16 protein-coding genes and 3 pseudogenes are annotated in these 17,978 nt (G+C 62.1%); 5 read left to right on the top strand and 14 right to left on the bottom strand.

Annotated features, from left to right (window positions below):
• Positions 1–96: 96 nt before the first annotated feature.
• Positions 97–308 (bottom strand): annotated as a pseudogene (locus AB0M74_RS34605) (IS256 family transposase); the annotation flags it as partial.
• A 566-nt stretch (positions 309–874) separates the two neighbouring features.
• Between AB0M74_RS34605 and AB0M74_RS34600 the strand changes: the two are divergent.
• Complete coding sequence (locus AB0M74_RS34600; RefSeq protein ID WP_366530520.1) at positions 875–1,138, top strand: helix-turn-helix domain-containing protein; 264 nt, start codon at positions 875–877, stop codon at positions 1,136–1,138.
• 118 nt (positions 1,139–1,256) lie between these two features.
• Positions 1,257–2,066: a hypothetical protein gene (locus AB0M74_RS34595; RefSeq protein ID WP_366530519.1), complete on the top strand. Its 810-nt coding sequence runs from the start codon at positions 1,257–1,259 to the stop codon at positions 2,064–2,066.
• Positions 2,067–2,597: 531 nt separating this feature from the next.
• Here the strand turns inward: AB0M74_RS34595 and AB0M74_RS34590 are convergent.
• The gene (locus AB0M74_RS34590) at positions 2,598–3,452 is read right to left on the bottom strand and encodes an SMP-30/gluconolactonase/LRE family protein (protein WP_366530518.1); all 855 of its coding nucleotides are present in this window, start codon (positions 3,450–3,452) and stop codon (positions 2,598–2,600) included.
• A gap of 140 nt (positions 3,453–3,592) precedes the next feature.
• Positions 3,593–4,555, bottom strand: coding sequence for an alcohol dehydrogenase catalytic domain-containing protein (locus tag AB0M74_RS34585; RefSeq protein WP_366530517.1), 963 nt, complete (start codon positions 4,553–4,555; stop codon positions 3,593–3,595).
• Between AB0M74_RS34585 and AB0M74_RS34580 the strand changes: the two genes are divergently transcribed.
• The gene (locus tag AB0M74_RS34580) at positions 4,448–4,732 is read left to right on the top strand and encodes a hypothetical protein (RefSeq protein ID WP_366530522.1); all 285 of its coding nucleotides are present in this window, start codon (positions 4,448–4,450) and stop codon (positions 4,730–4,732) included. The genes AB0M74_RS34585 and AB0M74_RS34580 overlap by 108 nt on opposite strands.
• On the opposite strand, the gene AB0M74_RS34575 is transcribed toward AB0M74_RS34580, so the two are convergent.
• The 7 genes and pseudogenes from AB0M74_RS34575 to AB0M74_RS34545 all read right to left on the bottom strand — a co-directional run bounded on the left by AB0M74_RS34575 (position 4,687) and on the right by AB0M74_RS34545 (position 10,465).
• Positions 4,687–5,847: a Gfo/Idh/MocA family oxidoreductase gene (locus AB0M74_RS34575; RefSeq protein WP_366530516.1), complete on the bottom strand. Its 1,161-nt coding sequence runs from the start codon at positions 5,845–5,847 to the stop codon at positions 4,687–4,689. The genes AB0M74_RS34580 and AB0M74_RS34575 overlap by 46 nt on opposite strands.
• Positions 5,844–6,683 (bottom strand): hypothetical protein, encoded by an 840-nt coding sequence (locus AB0M74_RS34570; protein ID WP_366530515.1) that lies wholly within the window; start codon positions 6,681–6,683, stop codon positions 5,844–5,846. Before AB0M74_RS34570 ends, AB0M74_RS34575 begins: the two co-directional genes overlap by 4 nt.
• A 53-nt stretch (positions 6,684–6,736) precedes the next feature.
• Positions 6,737–7,783 carry a carbohydrate kinase family protein gene (locus AB0M74_RS34565; RefSeq protein ID WP_366530514.1) on the bottom strand — a complete coding sequence of 349 codons (1,047 nt, stop codon included), beginning with the start codon at positions 7,781–7,783 and terminating at the stop codon, positions 6,737–6,739.
• A complete protein-coding gene (locus AB0M74_RS34560; RefSeq protein ID WP_366530521.1) occupies positions 7,780–8,424 on the bottom strand; it encodes a zinc-binding dehydrogenase in 645 nt (214 codons plus the stop codon). Before AB0M74_RS34560 ends, AB0M74_RS34565 begins: the two co-directional genes overlap by 4 nt.
• Before the next feature lie 24 nt (positions 8,425–8,448).
• Positions 8,449–8,751: pseudogene (locus AB0M74_RS34555) on the bottom strand (alcohol dehydrogenase catalytic domain-containing protein); the annotation flags it as partial.
• A gap of 80 nt (positions 8,752–8,831) precedes the next feature.
• Positions 8,832–9,752, bottom strand: a complete 921-nt coding sequence (locus tag AB0M74_RS34550; RefSeq protein ID WP_366530513.1) for a sugar phosphate isomerase/epimerase family protein — start codon at positions 9,750–9,752, stop codon at positions 8,832–8,834.
• Positions 9,749–10,465, bottom strand: a complete 717-nt coding sequence (locus tag AB0M74_RS34545) for an HAD family phosphatase (RefSeq protein ID WP_366530512.1) — start codon at positions 10,463–10,465, stop codon at positions 9,749–9,751. Before AB0M74_RS34545 ends, AB0M74_RS34550 begins: the two co-directional genes overlap by 4 nt.
• 104 nt (positions 10,466–10,569) lie before the next feature.
• Between AB0M74_RS34545 and AB0M74_RS34540 the strand changes: the two genes are divergently transcribed.
• Complete coding sequence (locus tag AB0M74_RS34540) at positions 10,570–11,757, top strand: ROK family transcriptional regulator (protein ID WP_366530511.1); 1,188 nt, start codon at positions 10,570–10,572, stop codon at positions 11,755–11,757.
• Positions 11,758–11,859: 102 nt separating this feature from the next.
• Here the strand turns inward: AB0M74_RS34540 and AB0M74_RS34535 are convergent, their stop codons facing one another.
• The 3 genes from AB0M74_RS34535 to AB0M74_RS34525 form a co-directional block, all read right to left on the bottom strand.
• The gene (locus AB0M74_RS34535; RefSeq protein WP_366530510.1) at positions 11,860–13,092 is read right to left on the bottom strand and encodes an ABC transporter permease; all 1,233 of its coding nucleotides are present in this window, start codon (positions 13,090–13,092) and stop codon (positions 11,860–11,862) included.
• 194 nt (positions 13,093–13,286) lie between these two features.
• Positions 13,287–14,081 carry an ATP-binding cassette domain-containing protein gene (locus AB0M74_RS34530; RefSeq protein ID WP_366530509.1) on the bottom strand — a complete coding sequence of 265 codons (795 nt, stop codon included), beginning with the start codon at positions 14,079–14,081 and terminating at the stop codon, positions 13,287–13,289.
• On the bottom strand, positions 14,078–15,172 hold the full coding sequence (locus tag AB0M74_RS34525; protein WP_366530508.1) for a substrate-binding domain-containing protein: 1,095 nt from the start codon (positions 15,170–15,172) through the stop codon (positions 14,078–14,080). Before AB0M74_RS34525 ends, AB0M74_RS34530 begins: the two co-directional genes overlap by 4 nt.
• A 378-nt stretch (positions 15,173–15,550) precedes the next feature.
• Between AB0M74_RS34525 and AB0M74_RS34520 the strand changes: the two genes are divergently transcribed.
• Entirely contained in the window at positions 15,551–16,888 is a 1,338-nt protein-coding gene (locus tag AB0M74_RS34520; RefSeq protein WP_366530507.1) for an FAD-linked oxidase C-terminal domain-containing protein, read from the top strand.
• Positions 16,889–16,991: 103 nt separating this feature from the next.
• Here the strand turns inward: AB0M74_RS34520 and AB0M74_RS34515 are convergent.
• Positions 16,992–17,413, bottom strand: a pseudogene (locus AB0M74_RS34515) (transposase).
• Between the last annotated feature and the right edge of the window lie 565 nt (positions 17,414–17,978).

The following is a 17,978-nucleotide window of genomic DNA, read 5'->3' as shown; positions in this document are numbered from 1 at the left end:
TACCTGGCTACACACCTACAATCATCACCGCGGCCACACCGCACTCGGCGGACATCCACCAGCCAGCCGCGTTCCCAACCTCTCAGGTCAGTACAGCTAGCTACCGGTCGGAGTGATGCAGCCTTCGAAAGTGATAGCGAACGCGTTAACCGCTGGCTTCCACCTCAGTGCCCATCGTGCCCTGCCCCGCCCGGTCGGATCCAGTGAACAGGTCACCAGATACAGGCATTTCAGCGCGGCCTGCTCGGACGGTAGTACCCATGGGCCTTGATCGCGCGCCGATACGTGGCGTTGAGCGACTCAATCGCGCGGCAGAACGGGTGCGGGGCGGTAGGCGAAGATCACCCGGCCCATGTGCCAGGTGGCGAGCTGGCATCACACATCTGGCCGGTGTGCCAAAAGGCTGGCGGCAACAGTGGAGGTTGCTGCCAGCGACCATGAAGTGCGGATTCATTAGGAGCGCATAATGATTCGAGGTTGCAGTTGTTCTTCCTGGTCCCACACCGGGCGCAGTAGCGCCGCATCTGGGGTACCCGCGTCATGATGGCCGCGCTCTGGGTTCCTGGATACGTCGCCTTCCGCCGTGGAGAGCGGGTCAGGGGATGCGAACGTGCCGGCCTGTCAAAGCCCTGGTGCGGATGTGGAATTTGGTGTTTCATGGAATGGGGGAGAATCGCGGACCGGCTCAGAAACGAGTTCCGCATGTATTCGCCCCTCCGTCGCGTGGCAATCCCTTTGCGCGAGAACAACTACCACTACGCAGGGCGTAGACGGCAATCGAATTCATCTCTGCCGCAGACTCATCCGATCAGGTTGGATGTAGGACTGCGCGACAGAATCGCTACCCTCCAGGGGCTCAGGTGAACCCGATGACGTGTGGCTGAGCACAGACGAATTGGCTGCACGCCTCAAGATTCCCGCGAAGACGCTCGCGGTCTGGGCCTCCGCTGGGCGGGGGCCCAGATACGCACGGATAGGGCGATACCGACGGTATCGGTTGAGCGATCTACTCGAGTGGGAGCAGGACCAACTCGACAAGAGTCGGCGGCCCGGAGCCGATGAGTCGACCGATCGGGCACGACACCCTCGACGCCGACCACCAACGAGGCGAGAGCGAGGCCGCCAGCGGGACCACTGAGTATAAACATCGCCTCATTTAGCTACTTTCTAGCAATCAATCAGGCCTTGTGTCGAACTGCTGGGATATAGCAGTTTGTTCGGTGGTTCAGCTATCAAAGATCGGCACGCTCAATCCCTTGCTCGATGTCTCACCATCCTTCGCAAACTCCTCGCGTCCCGATGGCCATCCAGCCCGTTCGCGGTCACGCGACAGCCCAACGACCCCACAGGAAGAACAACCGATGTCCAGACAATCGCTTCCACTCGGCACCTACGGCCGGATCACCTCCAAGCGGCAGCCGAACGGAAGCTGGCGTGCAACCACGCGCTACCGAGACGACGACGGCATCACCCGCCCCGTGCACAGGTTCGGAACCACCAAGGGCCGAGCTGAAGGCACCCTGCGTGAATCGCTCACTCATCGCACTGGGGCCCGTGGCCGACTGATCACCCGGGACACGAAGCTCACCGATCTGGCCGACCTATGGCTGGCGGAAAAAGTTCTCCAAGAAGGCATTACCGAGCAGTCGCTGGACCTGTACCGGATGGAGATCGAGGTTTCCATCGATTGCAGGGCGAGCAAAGGGACCGTCAAGATCAAGTCAGCGCTCGGCGGCCTGCGGGTGTGGGAGGCCACGACCTCCCGCATCGATGCCCATCTGAAGCGGATTGTGCTCGATGGACACCGGGAGAAGGCGCGGCGGCACCGGGTCATCCTGTCGGAGATGATGAGCATGGCTGTCCGCCACGACGCGATCAACCGCAACCCGGTCCGCGAGGTCGCAGACCTTCCGCGCAAGCGTCAGAAACCGCGTGCGAAGGATTTTGAGATTGCTGTCCTGAATCGCTGCAGGTCACGGCAACGTGGTGGTTGCGAACAGTTTTGCGCGACCTGGGAACACCGCGGTGAGCCTTCTGCTCCGGAGGCAGCCCCGGCCCGGTTTTAATTGTGCGCAGGAAGTCGTTGTCGTCTGGCGTGCTGGCGATTCCGTCCGGCTCAGTCTAAAAACTCGGGGCGGTTCAAGGACGGAATCTCGAGAACCCGTCGTACGAGCTCGACCGGGTACTGCGGGTGGTCTTTCACGAACCGCACGATCACCTCCGGGCCTGGTCGAGCTCTGAGGCGAAATACACACTCGCAGAACGCAACACAGCGTTGACGTGTTCCAACTCGCAGTACCCGCGCGCCAAAACTCCGTCAATGCACACACCGCACCGAATACCGGCCGGGGGCTTGCCACTCATCTACGGTTCGATAAGGCGATCGATCCGCTGCGATTGCGACCGTTACAGGTCTCGAATGAACTGGTGATCCGCGCCGCGCACCAGCGAGGGCCGAAAACGACGCTTCCTGTCCGCGCTGGGCCTGGCACCGACATCATGTGGCGCCAGAAATTCCCGATTCTCGACGACAAACTGCCGGTCGGCGCTCTTGGGCCTGCCGCCTGCGCATCCCCAACGGCAGTTCGAAACGACAGTCACCTTCTCATCGACCTGGCTGGAGGGCCCGTAGTTCCGACGTCGAGAGCGAGGACACACCCAGCCTGTGGATTCTCACTGAGCTGCGCAGGCGACAGAAAAACTCTTGCGGTCGTGATGAGCAGCACCTCGCCCTTCGGGCCACCGAATGTGAGCGATGTCGGGCAACGCGTGGGTAGATGCACAATCGTGTCGAGCACTCCGCCGGGCGTGTAGCGGGCCACTTGTCCGCCGAAGTTCAACGCCACCCATATACCGCCGTCATGGTCGACCGTGAGGCCGTCTGGTGTTCCCATGCGCGGATCGACCACAGCAAGTGGGCTGGCGGTTCGCCAGCCCACTCCCGTGTCGGCGCGTTCGAACCGGTCGATGCGCCGATGGAAGGAGTCGATGTAGTAAGCGGTGTCTCCGCAGGGGCTCCAGTCCAGACCGTTGCTGATCACGGTTCCCGACCGCAACGTCGCCGTGTGGTTGCCGCCTCCCCACTGATAGAGGTTGCCGATCGGTGACTGTTCGTCACAGGCCATGGACCCAGCCCAGAACACACCATCCGGATCGCACTTTCCATCGTTCATCCTTGTGAGACAGTCACTTTCAACGGTTCGCGCCAGCAGTTGCACGTGGCCGTCGTCGTGCAGGTAACCAAAGCCATCACGCGCGGAAACCGGCAGCGGTCCGTCATCGGGAATGACGGCGGTGACGGGCTGACTGCACTCGATGGTGTCGGTTCTTCCATCTAATCGGCTGCGGTGTACCTGGCTGGAAACGATATCGACCCAGAGGAGTGTGTCGGTACCCGCGTCCCAGGCTGGTCCTTCACCAAGCGCAGCGGCAGCTTGGACAGCGATATCCACATGACGGGAGAAGATACGCCTCACTGGTATGCCTCGGTGGGAGGCGATTCCGCGTTGCTCACGCAGCTGTGAGGGTGGTGTGGCCGGGGTGGTGGCGGGGCAGAAGTCGTTGGGTAGTCGACAAGGTTGTCATTGGTGTCCTACAGGGATTCGGCGCCGAACTCGATGACTGCCTTTATGTCGCCGGGTTGATAGGTGAATGCCTCAGCAAACGCGTCCAGAGATACGCGGCGGGTGATGAGGCGCTGCAGCCAGGTGGCCGGCGCCGCGGACAACACGCCAATAGCGTCTTGATAGTGCCGTCGTCCAGCGTTGACACTGCCGAAGAGGTGACCGTTGTGGTGCAACAGGTCGGCGGCCAGTTTCGCGACGTCCACCGAGGACCCGGCGGACGATGGTAGACCGAGCAGGCAGATCACCGCGCCTGGGTACTGGCGGATGAGGTGCGCGGTGACATGTGGATCACCGGTGCACTCGATGGCCACGTCGATGTCCGACCCCAGTTCGTCCAAGTTGTGCCGAATGTCGGCGCCGATCTCTTCGACGAGGTCAGCCTTGGCGCCACGGTGACGCTCGAGGACAACGGTGCTGTGTCCACGCTGTCGGCTGAGCAGTGCGGCTAGCAATCCGATCGGTCCGGCACCGGTGACCAATACTTGGCGCGGGTTCCAGGAATGGCCCCCGATTATCCTGTCGACGGTTTCCCATGCCTTGGCGGCAACGCTGGCCGGCTCAGTGAGAACGCCCGTCGCCCGCAGCCTTTCGGGCAGGGTGAGGATGTCGGACGGTTGCGCGCGGAAGTATTGGCGGGCGAACCCGTCGATGCTGGTGATTCCGCGTTCGATGGTGTTTCCATCGCGACACATATCGAAGTCGCCCGCACCGCATGCGGCACAGGTCACCGCGCCAGCTCGGCGCACCATGACAGTGACCAAGTCACCAACCGCTAGCGGCCCAGAATCGGACGGAGCTTCAGCGACTCGACCGATCACTTCGTGGCCAACAACCAGATGCGTTTGACCCGCGGGAGCCGTACCGAAGCGGCCGGCGATGATCTCGGCATCGGTTCCGCAGACGCCGACCTCCAGGACCTCAACGAGCACGCTGCCTTCACTCGATGGCGGCGGACCGACGTCGATAAGCCCTGGGGCTCGGTGTTGTTCGGGGTAGACAACAACGGCGAGATTCGCCGCTTTCGTCTGCGCTGTTGGATGTATAAGCCCAGGAGCCATCATTACCGGCCGCTTTTCACTGCGCTGTTGGCGACCGCGACCGCCTGATGTGTCTGTTGCGACTGTAGCGCGGCGGCGAAGATCTCATGCGTACGCAATGCCTCGGCAGGCGTCGCACAACCGAACCGGTCGCCCAGTTGACCGGCCCGCTCAGCCAGGAATGACGCCCACATCTGCAGCATGGCGTCTGAGAACCCGGTTTCGAAAATGCCGCCGGTCACGGTGGCGAATGGACCTTGGCTACCGATCTCGACCTCTTGCCAAACCTGTTCGCGACCATCAAGCTTCATGACACGCAGCGTCTTCGGGTAGCGGGTGGAAAAGGCGACACCGCCGTTCATCCCCACAGCACGCAGCGTCCAGGAGTTCTTCTGACCCGGGTCGATGCGCCGCATCCCGAGAGTAAGCGGGAAGTCACCTCGATCAACAACTCGGCACAACAGGTGGGCATTCTCGTAGGTGTCACAGGGAACGAGATCACCATCGGGTCCTGGACGTTGAGCGACCAAGTTCTGCAGCACGGCATACAATGTGTCGGGTTGCCAGCCCAGGCGCAGTGGCACGTGAAGCACATGCATGCCGAGGTCGTTCATGACGCCGGCATCACCACAGAAACGACGCTGACGTTTCCAGTTGATCGGCTTGGCAGTGTCGAAGTCGCTGGAGTGGCTGAACTCGTTGCTGGCCTCGATCAAGGTCCCGAGTGCACCACCGGTGATCAGGGAGATCGCAGCTTGCGCCGCCGGGAAGAACGGCATTTCGCTGGAGCAACGAACAAACACATTCGGATTTTCAGTGATTTCATCAATGATGCTTGCAGCCGCGGCGGCGTCGATCCCGAACGGTTTCTCTCCGAGTACATCCTTTCCCGCCCGGATGGCGTCCCGGTATATCTGCGCATGTAGGTCGTGCCGAACGGCGATGTATACGACATCGATGTTGTCGTCTGCGAGCAAGTCACGGTAGTCGGTGACGCGGGTGATGATGGTGTCGACGGAGTCGAATGCCGCCAGCGCAGCCGGATTGGTGTCGCAAACTCCTACAAGTACCGGACGTACTGGATGATCGACAAGAGCTGGCCAGCGGGCAATGGTAGCGGCGACTTCGCGGCCCATCAGACCGCCGCCGATGATCCCGACCGTGACTTTCTGTTGGGTGTTCACCGCTGAGTCTCCAGGATTGCCAGGGCACTGTCGAGGCCGGCCTCATCGTGCAGCAGCGACATCAGCGCACCGGTGATTGCCGCGGGCCTCGGATGCTGAATGATGTTGCGGCCGTACACCAACCCGGACGCCCCCTGCGACAGAAGGGCGGCCGAGCGCTGCAGCAGCTCTATGTCGTCGACGCGTCCTCCCCCGCGCACCAGAACGGGTACTCCCCCGGCAGTCTCTATGATTTTGTAATAGTCGTCGATGTCGTTGGTTGGGTCGGCTTTGATGATGTCGGCACCGAGCTCTCGTGCCTGTCGGACCAGTGCGACGATTTTTGCGGTATCGCCATCGACCATGTATCCGCCAGCGACAGTGTTGTCCTGCATGACCAGCGGCTCGATCATCAACGGCATCCCGTACTGCGTGCAGGTCTGGCGCAGGGCCATGATGTTGGCGATACAGGCTTCCCTGACCTCGGGGCGGCCCGGCAGTTGGAGGAGATTCACTACAACACAGGCCGCATCCAATCGCAGCGCCTGTTCGACTGCGTCGGGATGGAGCAGGCTGAACAAGTGTGTATCCAGAGGGGATCCGTAAACATTGGCGATATCGGTTCGCATGACAAGCGCCGGCTTGTGACGGCCGGGGATGGTTTGCAGCACTGGCGCCTGTCCCGGACTGAGCTGGATGGCATCCGGTCGGGCACCGACCAGGGTGGCGACTGCTGTGTGGATGTTTTCGATACCGCTGAGGAATGACGGTTCTCCGAAGAAGCCATGGTCGACGGCAACGTCGAGGCATCGGCCGGAGTCAGGGTTGAAGAGCCTGTTCATGCGGTAGGAAATCACGGTGATCCTTCTCGAGTGGCAGATGTGATGCGGTTGTGAGCGCGGGTGTGCCCTCAGCGTTTGTGATCGGAGACCGACCCGACAGCGTCGATCGCGTTGTCCAAGACATGGGTGTAGTTACTGTCGCCTCGCACGCGGACCGCTGCGGTGTGTGCCGCGCATGCCAACGCAAGTCGAGGCCCCCGACGGCGGAGTAATGCATCGAGTAGACCTGCGGCGGCGGCGTCACCAGCGCCGGTAGTGCGCACCACGTTGACCGGTGCTGCTGGAGAGAACAGCCTCTGGTCGGCCCATTGATCAGAGACGGCGGCGGTGACCGGGCTGGCGGCAAGCCGGTGGCGGCTGCCGGTGGCAAGTGCCAAACCTGCGGCACCTGCGGTCAGCAGGACAATGGCCGCGCCACGGTCCACGAGGCTCTGCGCAGTTGTCACCAGGGAGTGCGGGTCACTGTCTATCACGAGCCCGAGAGTCGAGCTCAGGTCATCGAGGCTGGGGGTGAAGACATCAGTTAGCGGTAGCGTGTCGGCCAGTAACTTCGGCCAGTCGATCGCGCCAGCAGGTGATTGCGGGTCTACGTAAGCCATGTCGATAGATGTCGTGACGCCAACGGCTCGGGCGCGCTCGAGGAGTGTGCGCAGTGGTCGTGCGCCATCTGCGGTCAGAGCCGGCAACAGTGGTGGATAACCCAGGTGCAGTACATCGGCGGCGGATGGTTGGACCGCAGTGCCATCGAAGTCGACATTGGCACCCACATGGTGAAAGAACATCCGGTCCTGTGCTGGTGGCTCCAGGACGACGGAGTAGGACGTTGTTCGGCCGGAACGTTTGTTCAACTCGAGCCGTGCATGGGTTTCAGCCAGTTGCGCCTGGAGCATCGAGCCGAAGAGGTCGTCGCCGATATCAGCTGTCAGGACGACGTCGGAACCAATTGCGGCCAAAGTGAGCCCAGTATTTGCCACGCTGCCTCCAGCTTGGATCGCGAGCGGCCCGATATTGTTCAGCGCGCCCTCCTCCAAGATGAGACCGCGCGGTAGTCGCGGGAGCAGGTCGAGGCAGATGCTTCCGGCGACCTGCACGGCCGGTCGTGGTGTCCTAGTCATTGTGGTTCCTGACCTGCGCCGAATCCCGTGATGACGGACTTGACGTTGCGACCGTCCTCCATCGCGGTGAAGGCTTCAGCCCAGTCCTGCAGGGCGTATCGGCCGCCGATGAGGGGGCCCATGTCCAGCGCTTTGGTCGCCATCAGTGTCAGAACTCGCTCCCACGTCTGATGGGTGTGACTGAATGAGCCCACCAGTGTGACCGCCTTGGCGACGAGTGGGTCGAGGCTGAAGTCCAGTGGTTGCGGGCCCCAGCCGATCTTGGCGATCGTGCCTAATGGCCGGACCAGTTCAAGTGACTGCCGGAGGGCTGACGAGACGCCGGTTGCGTCGACAACAATGTCGGCGCCGAGTTCATCCCCGAGACCGTAGACAGTTTCGATTGGATCCTCGGCGTCAAGGTTGACCGTTTGTGTTGCGCCGACCGAACCAGCGATTTGCAGACGTGCAGAGTCCCTCGATGTCCCGATGACCACGATCGCGCCGGCTCCAGCGATCCGAGCCATTTGGGTCGCCATGATGCCGACCGCTCCGCAGCCCTGAATGGCGACGGTGTCACCTGGGGTAATGCGGATTTGCTCGACCAGGGCGTTGTAGGCGACGCAGGCTGGTTCAGTGAGCGCTGCGTGCTCGGTCGGCACCGAGTCCGGGATCCGGTGCACGATCTGCGGCCGAACCGAAACATAGCGGCTGAACGCGCCGTCGGCCAGCGCACCGCAGCCTGTCCGACTGGGGCAGTGGTTGTATCGGCCACTGAGGCAGTAGCCACACTCACCACACACTGTGGCAGCGGTCTCGATGACCACGCGTTCGCCTGTGGTACGTGAGGCGACCCCACCGGTGTCGACGACACGTCCGGCCATCTCATGGCCCATGACCACCGGGATAGACATTGGCCATGACTGATGGTTACGCCACATGTGCACGTCACTGCCACAGACTCCGACGGCTTCTACTTCGATCAGCACTCGCCCGACCTGGGGTTTCGGTTGTGGAATGTCTCGGACCTCGACTTCACCGTCGCCGAGTCCGTACTTGACCAATGCCTTCACGAAAAATCTCCGATTCTTGACCCGGAATCTTCTGCGGGGACCTGGGCGATCTTGGTGCGCAGGAAGGCGAGACTGTCGGCCATCTCCTGCAGGCCGTTGACGCCGTCCTCGATGCTGATCCAGCCGTCGTAGCCGACCTCGCGCAGAATTGAGAAAATCGCGTCGTAGTTGTTAAGGCCGCGTCCTACCACTCCGTGTTGCAGCAGTGGCGAGTAGCCGAGTGTGCCGTCAGCTTCGCGCAGATCGTTGAGCGACGCTCCTGGGGCTAACGCGCGATCGGATGCCTGCATGGTCACCACACGGTTAGCAACAGCACGCAGAAAATCCACCGGGTCGTCGCCGGCGACGAGAGCGTTCGACGGGTCGTATTGGACCCCGAAATGCGTGCGGTCTTCAACAGCGTCGACGATTTCCAGGAAGACCTCTCGGCGTTGAGCGAACTCGGGATAGCGCCAGTTTCCGTCCTTGTAGTGATTCTCCATCGCCAATACGACATCCAATTCTTTGGCCACCGACAGCAGTTCTGCGAATGCATCCAGGACCCAGCGCACGCCGCGGGCCCGGTCGACACCGGGATGACGTTGGCCGCTCAGCACACGACATGCCACTCCCGGTCCGCCCAGGTGACGGGCGACCTGTATTAGTTCGACATGCCGGTTGATGGCGGCGGACCGCGCAGCCGGGTCCGGATGCGTGAAGTCGGGCGAGCAACACAGCATCGGCATGACGATGCCATGGTCGTCCAAGCGTGCTCTGATATCGTCGAGATAGGCGGAATCGAAGCTGGTGAAGAAATGTTCATACAGTTCCAGTCCGTCCACATCCAGGGAGGCACCGATTGATATCCATTCAGGCAGCGGCATTTGGCCGCTACTGATTTGATCGATGAACGCCTTGGGGAAAGCAGCCAATTTCATGGCTTTCTCCGATCCGTGGAGGCCACGTTTAATGGAGCAAGGGTGGTAAGGCACTCGGCTGCCTCGATGGTCGGGGATCTGACATCGGTAGCGGTCATACCGGCAGCTGCCGCGGCGGCAAGCCCTTCCGCGGTGTCTTCATAGACGTGAACCAAGTGCGCGGGCAGGCCGAGTGCGTCAGCGGCGCGCAGGAAGATCTCCGGCGATGGCTTGCCGGCAGTGACGTCGTCTCGGGTGATCACCACGTCGAACAAATGGGAGAGTCCCAGTGCGTGTAGGGCCGGTCGCACGACGGCTGCGTTGCCCCCGGTGCCGATTGCGCACGGATGATGCTGGTAGCTGTCGGCGATGGCTGCCACCTCGTCGCGGACTGCCAGTTCGTCGAGGTGGGTGAGGAGGTAGTTTTCGCGGGCAACTCGAACAGCGCCCAGATCAATCGCGGCGACCCGCTCGCAGGTCAATATGCACAGAGCGTCCTCCAGCGACAGGCCCGAGTGACCCATGAACCAGCCGAAGGTGACCTGCAAGTCCGATCGGTCGGAAGTCTGGTTGAGCGCATAGTTGAGCGCGTGAAAATTCAGCACGTCACTGTCGACCAAGGTCCCGTCGAAGTCGAAGATCAGACCACGAGCGGCGGTTGGTGGGCGGAGGCTGGGTATGACGCCTGTGCGCTCCGTTGATCTTGTCGGGCGCGCCCGTTGCGATGCTTGCACCCCAATCTCCTTCCTGGATCGACCCGTCCGCGTGCGACGATCGGGTTTGCCATTTAGTATTATGTCCTTGTCGAGGACTATATGTCTAGCATAGGGGTAAATCCATGTCCAGCGAAACCACCACCGACCTGCGCCAGGCGAACTTGTCCCGTGCACTGCAGGCAGTGCAGATAGCGGGGTCGTTGACCCGCAGCGAGCTGACCAAACAGCTCGGCATCTCACGCAATACAGCAGCCCAGATCGTTTCTGATCTGGTCGAGTTCGGTTTGCTCGTCGAGTCGGCCGCGAGCCCCTCCGGACGTCGGGGCAGACCCACCACCGAGTTACGTCTTGGGCAGCAGTTGCCGGGTGTCGTCGTCGCCGAGGTAACGCCCGAAGAGGTCCGAGTTGCCACAGTGCTGCTGGGCAGACGAGTCGAGCAGCTGCAGCGGGTTGACCTCGCCGACCGATCCGCGCGAGAAGCCTTGATCTGGATAGCTGACCAGGCCCGAATTCGGTTGCAGGAACTGGGCGCGGCAAGCCAAGGTGTGGCGGTCTCGATCTATGGCCTTGTCGACGCCGACGGGATGGTCCGCAACGCCCCCAACATTGGCTGGCACGACATCGAGGTAACCGGCTTCCTCCGCGATGCGCTGCCCCAAGGAACTCCGATCTTCACCGCCAACGACGCATCAATGTCGGCGCTGCACGAAGCCCGCTACGGGGCCGGGCGTGGTGCGGACTCGATGCTGTATCTCTATAGCGCCGATGGTGTTGGCGGTGGTCTGGTCGTCCACGGGGAACTGGTCCAAGGCCGCCGCGGATATGCCGGGGAGATCGGCCACATGCTCATCAATCCTGGTGGCGCGCTGTGCAGATGCGGGCGACGCGGCTGCTGGGAAACCGAGGTCGACCAGAGGGCGCTGCGTCGGCGCGGCCGAGCGCCCGCATCGCTTGGAGATCAGGCAGCGGCGGAGTACGTGCTGACAGCAGCACAAGCTGGGTCGGAAACTGCCCAACACGCGGTCGCCGAGACCGCGATCTGGTTCGGAGAGGGACTGGGTAGCCTGCTGAACATCCTCGACCCCGACGTGGTCGTGCTCGGCGGGCTATTTCGTCGACTGTGGGAAATGGCATCCGAGCAGGTGTGTGCGGTTGCCACGGCTCGATCGTTGGATGCACCCGGCGACCTGGCAAATCACGTAGCCTGCTCGGATCAAGCGAATTCAAGCCTGCTCGGCGCAGCCGAGCACTTGATGGGACCGCTGCTGGCCCGCCCAGGCATGATAAGAGGGCAGACGATTCCGAGTTGATTCGGTCGCACACGACGGTAACGATCAGAGATTCACCATTCGTCATCTCGTCCGTCGACCGCCCTATACCACGACTCGGATTCTGCCGAGTTCTGCTGAGGTTCATCGATTTCCTGCTTTCCGAGCACGACTGCGCGAGACCGCATCTATGCCCGCCGCCACAAGCAGCACTCCGCCGGTGATCATGAAGTTGTAGGAAGAATTCACCGATAACAAACCCAAACCGTTGGGAATAATCGCCACGACAAAGGCCCCGACAATCGCATCCCGGACCCGACCGCGACCACCGAACAGCGATACGCCACCGATGACCGCCGCGCCAACGGCATACAGCAGCGTATTACCGCCACCGAAGTCTGCGGGTACGCCGCCGATTCGCGAAGTGAGCAGCACGCCGCCCAAGGCGGCCATCAGTGAGCAGATCGCGAACGCTGCCACGCGCATTCGCGTCACGTCGATCCCCGCGCGCCGTGCTGCCTCGCTACTCCCTCCCACCGCATATAGGTGTCGACCGAAGGACGTGCGGCGAAGCACCACTGTCAGCAGTCCGGCCAAGGCCAGCACGATCGGTACGACGATCGGGACCCCTCGCACAGATACGACATCGGGATGCCGACCTCGTTCCTGGTTGAGGACCAAGAGCGCCGCGACCGCAACGACAAGTACGAGCGTGGCTTGGAGCAGCACAATCGTGGGCCGTTTAGTCGGCAGACCTCGCCGCCGATGCCCCACGGACCGGCTCAGCAAACCTGCAGAATAGATGCCGACGGCAACGATCAGAAGTACCCATCCCCACGCTGGAGGCAGGTTCTTGTTGGACAGCGCGTTGAGGAAGTCGATCTGTTGCGTCGCGATCGCGTTCCCCTGGCCTACGATCTGCAGTAGTGCTCCTTGCCAAGCCAAGAAGAGCGCCAGCGTGACAACGAAAGAGGGAATGCCGACCCTGGCTACCAAGAACCCGGTGAGGGTTCCTACAGCCGTGCCCACACCAGCCACGACGATCACAGCAGCGGCCGCGGAGCCCACCAGCCCGAACCCGATCAGGATCCCGGTAGTCGCGATCAGAACCGCCGCGAGCCACAATCTCGACGCCACCGTGACGACGGCCGCCGCACATATGAGTGCCAAAACTGCGATGAAGGTGCCGATCCCGAGCTGGTTACGAATATCACCACCGTGATTGAGGGCAACTGCCATAAGCGCGGCACTGATGCCGCTGCCTGTTGCGGCTGACAGGTCGATCTCGCCTAGTAGCAGGACGAAGACGAGGCCGAGCGCAAGCAGGGCCGTCGGGGCCGCCTGCGTGATCAGGTTGGCGAAGTTGCCCGCCGTCAAGAACTGGGTGCTGCTGGTGGTGAAGGCGCCTGCGAGAACGGCGACACCTGTCAGGGCCGGAAGGATTCCCAGATCACCCTGCGTAACTCTGCGCGTCAAGGCTTGGATGGACACCGTGGGTGCATGAGGCGAAGCGTCCACCGCGGCGCTGTCCGAATCCAGTGCTGTGTCCGCCGAGTTTGTGTCGGCAACGCTCATGACCGATTCTCCATTGTTGAGGCCACCAAGTGCTGTCCGGTTGTCATGAGGTGGATAACGTGTTGCTGACTAGTGGCACTGGCCTGCAGCTCAGCGGCCCTGCGGCCGAGATATAGCACTGAAATTCGGTCGGCGACTGCCAAGACGTCACTAATGTTGTGCGAGATCAGCAGCACCCCCAGGCCACGTTCGGCCAGTCGGCGAACCAATGCGAGTACTTGCTCGGTTTGGGCCACACCCAGAGCCGCGGTGGGCTCATCCAGCACGACGATCTTGTTGTTCCACAACACCGCCTTTGCGATCGCGACGGTTTGCCGTTGGCCGCCGGACAAGCTGGCGACCGGCTGGCGCAGCGAGGTCACTGTTCGCACCGACAGAGAAGCCAGCGTCTCTGCAGCCATTCCCTCCATCGCATGTTCATCCAGTAACCCCGCTCGGGTGCGCTTCTCACGACCGAGGAACATGTTCTCGACGATGTCGAGGTTCTCGCACAACGACAGGTCCTGATAAACCACCTCGATGCCGAGCTCGGAAGCCCCTCTCGGGCCGGCCAAATGCGCAGGCTTCCCGTCGAAGCGAATATCTCCGGAGTCAACCCCATGCAGGCCGGCGATTGTCTTGACCAGGGTGGACTTGCCCGCGCCATTGTCGCCGACCAGCGCCATTACTTCGCCGGCGAATACTCGTAGAGAAACATCTTTGAGTACGTGAACAGCACCGAAGCTCTTGTTGACTCCCTCGAGTTCCAGGATCGGTGTCGCTGCTGCACGATCGCTGTGTCGACCAGTCATCGTGTTATGCCTGCCGCTTCGCACAATGCCGAAACATCGCCGGTGCAGACCTTCGAGTAGTCGGCGCCGCCATCAGCGATGACGTCCTTTACGCTCGCCTTGGTGATTGCATCTGCCGATAGCAACACCGACGGCACCATGCGACCAGTCTGTGGGTCCTTCAGCTCGACAGTCGGCGGTGCGGGCAGATTTTTGATGAGAGCGATCGACAGTTGCGCTGCGGCCGCAGCTTCCTTGCGAACCGACTTGTACACGGTGACGCATTGATCCCCACGCAGGATGCTTTGCAGACCGGGAACAGTCGCGTCATCACCTGTTATGGGCACCTCGAGACCGTTCTTCTTCAGCACGGTGATGATCGCTTGAGCACCGCTGTCCCATGCAGCGAGTACTCCATCGACCTTTCCGCCGGCAGCCGACAACATCTGTTCGAAGGATGCGCCCGCGGTGGCATTGTCCCAGCCCGGGATGGACTGATCGCCGACCTTGCTCCACCCGGCCGCGTACCTCTGGTTGAGAACCTGGTCGTATCCCTGCTTGAACAGGGTCGCGTTGTTATCTGTTGGAGAGCCGTTGACTTCGATGATCCGAGCCGAGGAGTTACTGCCCAGACAACTCACCAGACCCTTGCCCATCAACTGGCCTACCTCCACGTTGTCGAACGACACGTAGTAGCTGGCCGACCCCCCCAAGGTGAGACGGTCGTAGTCGATGGTCGTCACTCCCGCAGCCTTGGCACGTTGTTCCACGGCCGCAGCAGATGGGCTATCCAAGCCGTCGACGATGAGAACACGCACTCCTTCCTGAATCATGGCGTCGGCAATGGTGGCGAATTTCGCCTTGTCGCCCTGTGCATTCTGGATGTCCACTGTGACCCCGGCCGTGTCAAAGACCTTCTGCAGCAGGGGCCGATCCTGCTCCTCGTAGCGGGGGGAACTCTGAGTATCGGGAAGGATGACGCCCACCTCGAACGAACCTTGTGAATGACGTCCACCTGAGGTTGATCTGTCACCCGAGCACGCCACCACGCTGACCAGGATCAACGCTGCCAGGGTCGCGGCCGCCGCCGCACGAGTTTTGTGATGCCACATGGTCCCTCCACATTGGGGGTGAGGTGATAGTCCGAGTTCGACTTATTTTGTCCGCGATGAGGACGTAATATGTGTACGCTAACTCCCCAAGGCGGAGCGGTCAAGGCTTCGCCACCCCGGAAACGGGATCGACATGAGGAGAACTCTCTTGGCCCCGGCCGCAATAAAGAGTGCGTTTCGCACGGTCAATCGCGTTCAGCTGAATCGCTTCGGCTCAACGCAGATCCGAGAACCGCGGCTTACCGCAGCTACAGACCTCAACGCCGAGCAACGTGGCCAGGATGAACAGGCTGACATGCACGCGATCGACCACAAACACGGACAGACGGTTGGGCGGAGCCACCCGCACACCTCGAGCTTCGACTTCAGCGAGGCGGCATGAGCGTGCTGCGAGAATTGACCGCTGAGATCGCGGACATCGTCACCGACCCTCATATCCTTCTTGCCTACCAACGTGACCAAGCGGCGCTGGCTGAAGCGCAGACGCCGTTGGCTCTTGTTCGCGCCCGCGGGGTGACCGATGTCGTCACTACTCTGAGACTCGCATCCGCACACCAGATCCCGGTCGTCACACGCGGCGCCGGGTCAGGCCTCGCAGGAGGAGCAAACGCCGTGGACGGCTGCATCATTCTGGCCACCACCGCGATGGACCGCATCGTCGCTATCGACGAGGTTCAGCGGACAGCAACCGTCCAGCCCGGGGTCCTTGGGGGCGACTTGGCTGTTGCGGCAGCCAAGCACGGTTTGTGGTATCCACCCGACCCGGCCAGTAAGGCCTTCTCCACGATCGGCGGGAACATCGCCACCAACGCCGGTGGCGGTTGCTGCCTGAAGTACGGCGTCACCGGCGATCACATCGCCGCCCTCACGGCCGTACTCGCCTCGGGTGAGGTCATCCGAACTGGTGGCACACCCCTCAAGAATGTCGCGGGTCTGGATCTGACTCGACTCCTTGTCGGCTCCGAGGGCACCTTAGCCGTCATCGTCGAGGCCGTACTTCGGCTCCGACCGCCACCACACCCAGCGGCGACCCTGGCCGCCTTCTTCGACACCGTCGAAGCGGCCGGCGCGGCAATCACAGCGATCGGGCAGGTCGGCGATCCCTCCCTGATGGAGCTGATGGACCGAACTACTATCCAGGCAGTCGAGCAGGCGACCCGAATGGGTTTGGACACCGAAGCGGGAGCACTGCTGATCGTGCAGTCGGATTCCTCCTCCGCCGCCAACGACATCGACGCATATGCGGCAGCCTGCATCGAAGCGAGGGACATCGCCCAAACCACAGACCCCGCCGAAGGCGAGGCGTTCCTGTCCGCCCGCCGACAAGCATTACCCGCGCTAGAACGGCATGGCACTACGCTGCTGGATGATGTCGCCGTGCCGAAACTCGCCATACCCGCCATGATCGGGCAAATACAATCGATCGCCAGCCGCCACCAGGTCACGATTGGAACGTTCGGGCACGCGGGCGACGGAAACCTCCACCCCACAATCGTCTTTCAACAAGACCAGCGGCAAGCCGCAATGACGGCCTTCCACGACATCGTGCAGGCGGCGCTCCACCTCGGCGGCACCATTACCGGCGAGCATGGTGTAGGAATCCTCAAGACTCGCTACCTGACAGACATGCTTGGAAGCGCCGAACGCGCGCTGCTCGGCCGGATCAAGGCTGCGTTCGACCCCCGCAACATCCTAAATCCGGGCAAAGCCATATAACGGCGTGAAGCAGTCTCGTCGAGACGTTCCGCGCCCGCGGTGTTCTGTCGAATGGCGGGCCGGATGGGTCTCACCCTCCGGCTCTCTGCGCGCCAATCTCTCGTCACCCGGCTCTCGTTCTCCTGGCCACCCGAAAACGGCACTTTGCGACCAGGGCGCGTTCGAGCATGGTCATTATCTGGCGCGGCTTGGTGGCGAACTCGACCTCGTCACCGATCCCGGCATCGCGGCAGCGATCCCGATCCGAAGTCCACAATTCGGGGACGTAGAGTTCTCGGTCGATCAGTGCGTGCCCGTGCCGGGAGGCATCCGCCGGCAACAACCCGATCTGGCAGTTCTCCCTGCGTCCGGCGGTGCCGGAGTGCTGACGTTGCACCCAGCGGATTTCACGCCCTTCTTCAGAACCCCGGTCTCGTCGCCGGCCAGCACCGCGTCGGGGTCCCCGAGATGTTCGACCACATAATCACGCACGTCGTCGCGAACCCCATCGACATCCCAATCGGCGGCGCGCGGCAGCCGCTGCATCCCATCCGGCCGCCCTCGCCAGCACGTTCGGCCAGCGTCCGCCCGTTCTTACGGTCCAACCCGCAACCAGCCCCGACACAAACTCGCCCGCCCACGCGGCTCGGCACGGGTGAACCGCTCCCAAATCCTGTCCATCGGCGAATCCAGCTCGGCCACAGCACGATCCAACACCACCCGACAGGTCTATCAGCACCACACCACGCGAGGGGACTATCTCGCTCACGGCTCTGGCTCACTTCCAGTGGTAGATCAGCGCGGCTGACGGCACGAAACGTCGGTGTATGTGTCGAATGTGTTTGTCGAAGTGGCGTTTTCGGGATTGGGGCCGCTTGTTGTCGAGGGTGTGGGTGATGATGGTCGAAGAATTCTGGTAGCGGCGCGGACACCGCGGGGCCCGGCGGTGTGTCCGGTCGGCGGAACCCGGTCGGGCCAGGTACATAGCTACCATCAACGGACCCTCACCGACGTCCGGGACTGCCCCGAGTTCGGTTGACTCGCGGGTGTGGTCTTTCAGGCCGCGAGCGCGGGCCGGTTTATTGTCTCGTACTCGATCGGGGTGAGTTTG

Origin of the sequence: Nocardia sp. NPDC051463 (assembly GCF_040681975.1) — a bacterium.
Taxonomy (GTDB): Bacteria; Actinomycetota; Actinomycetes; order Mycobacteriales; family Mycobacteriaceae; genus Nocardia.
Note: the sequence above shows the minus strand (reverse complement) of the source record. Positions and strands in the feature narration are given on the sequence as shown.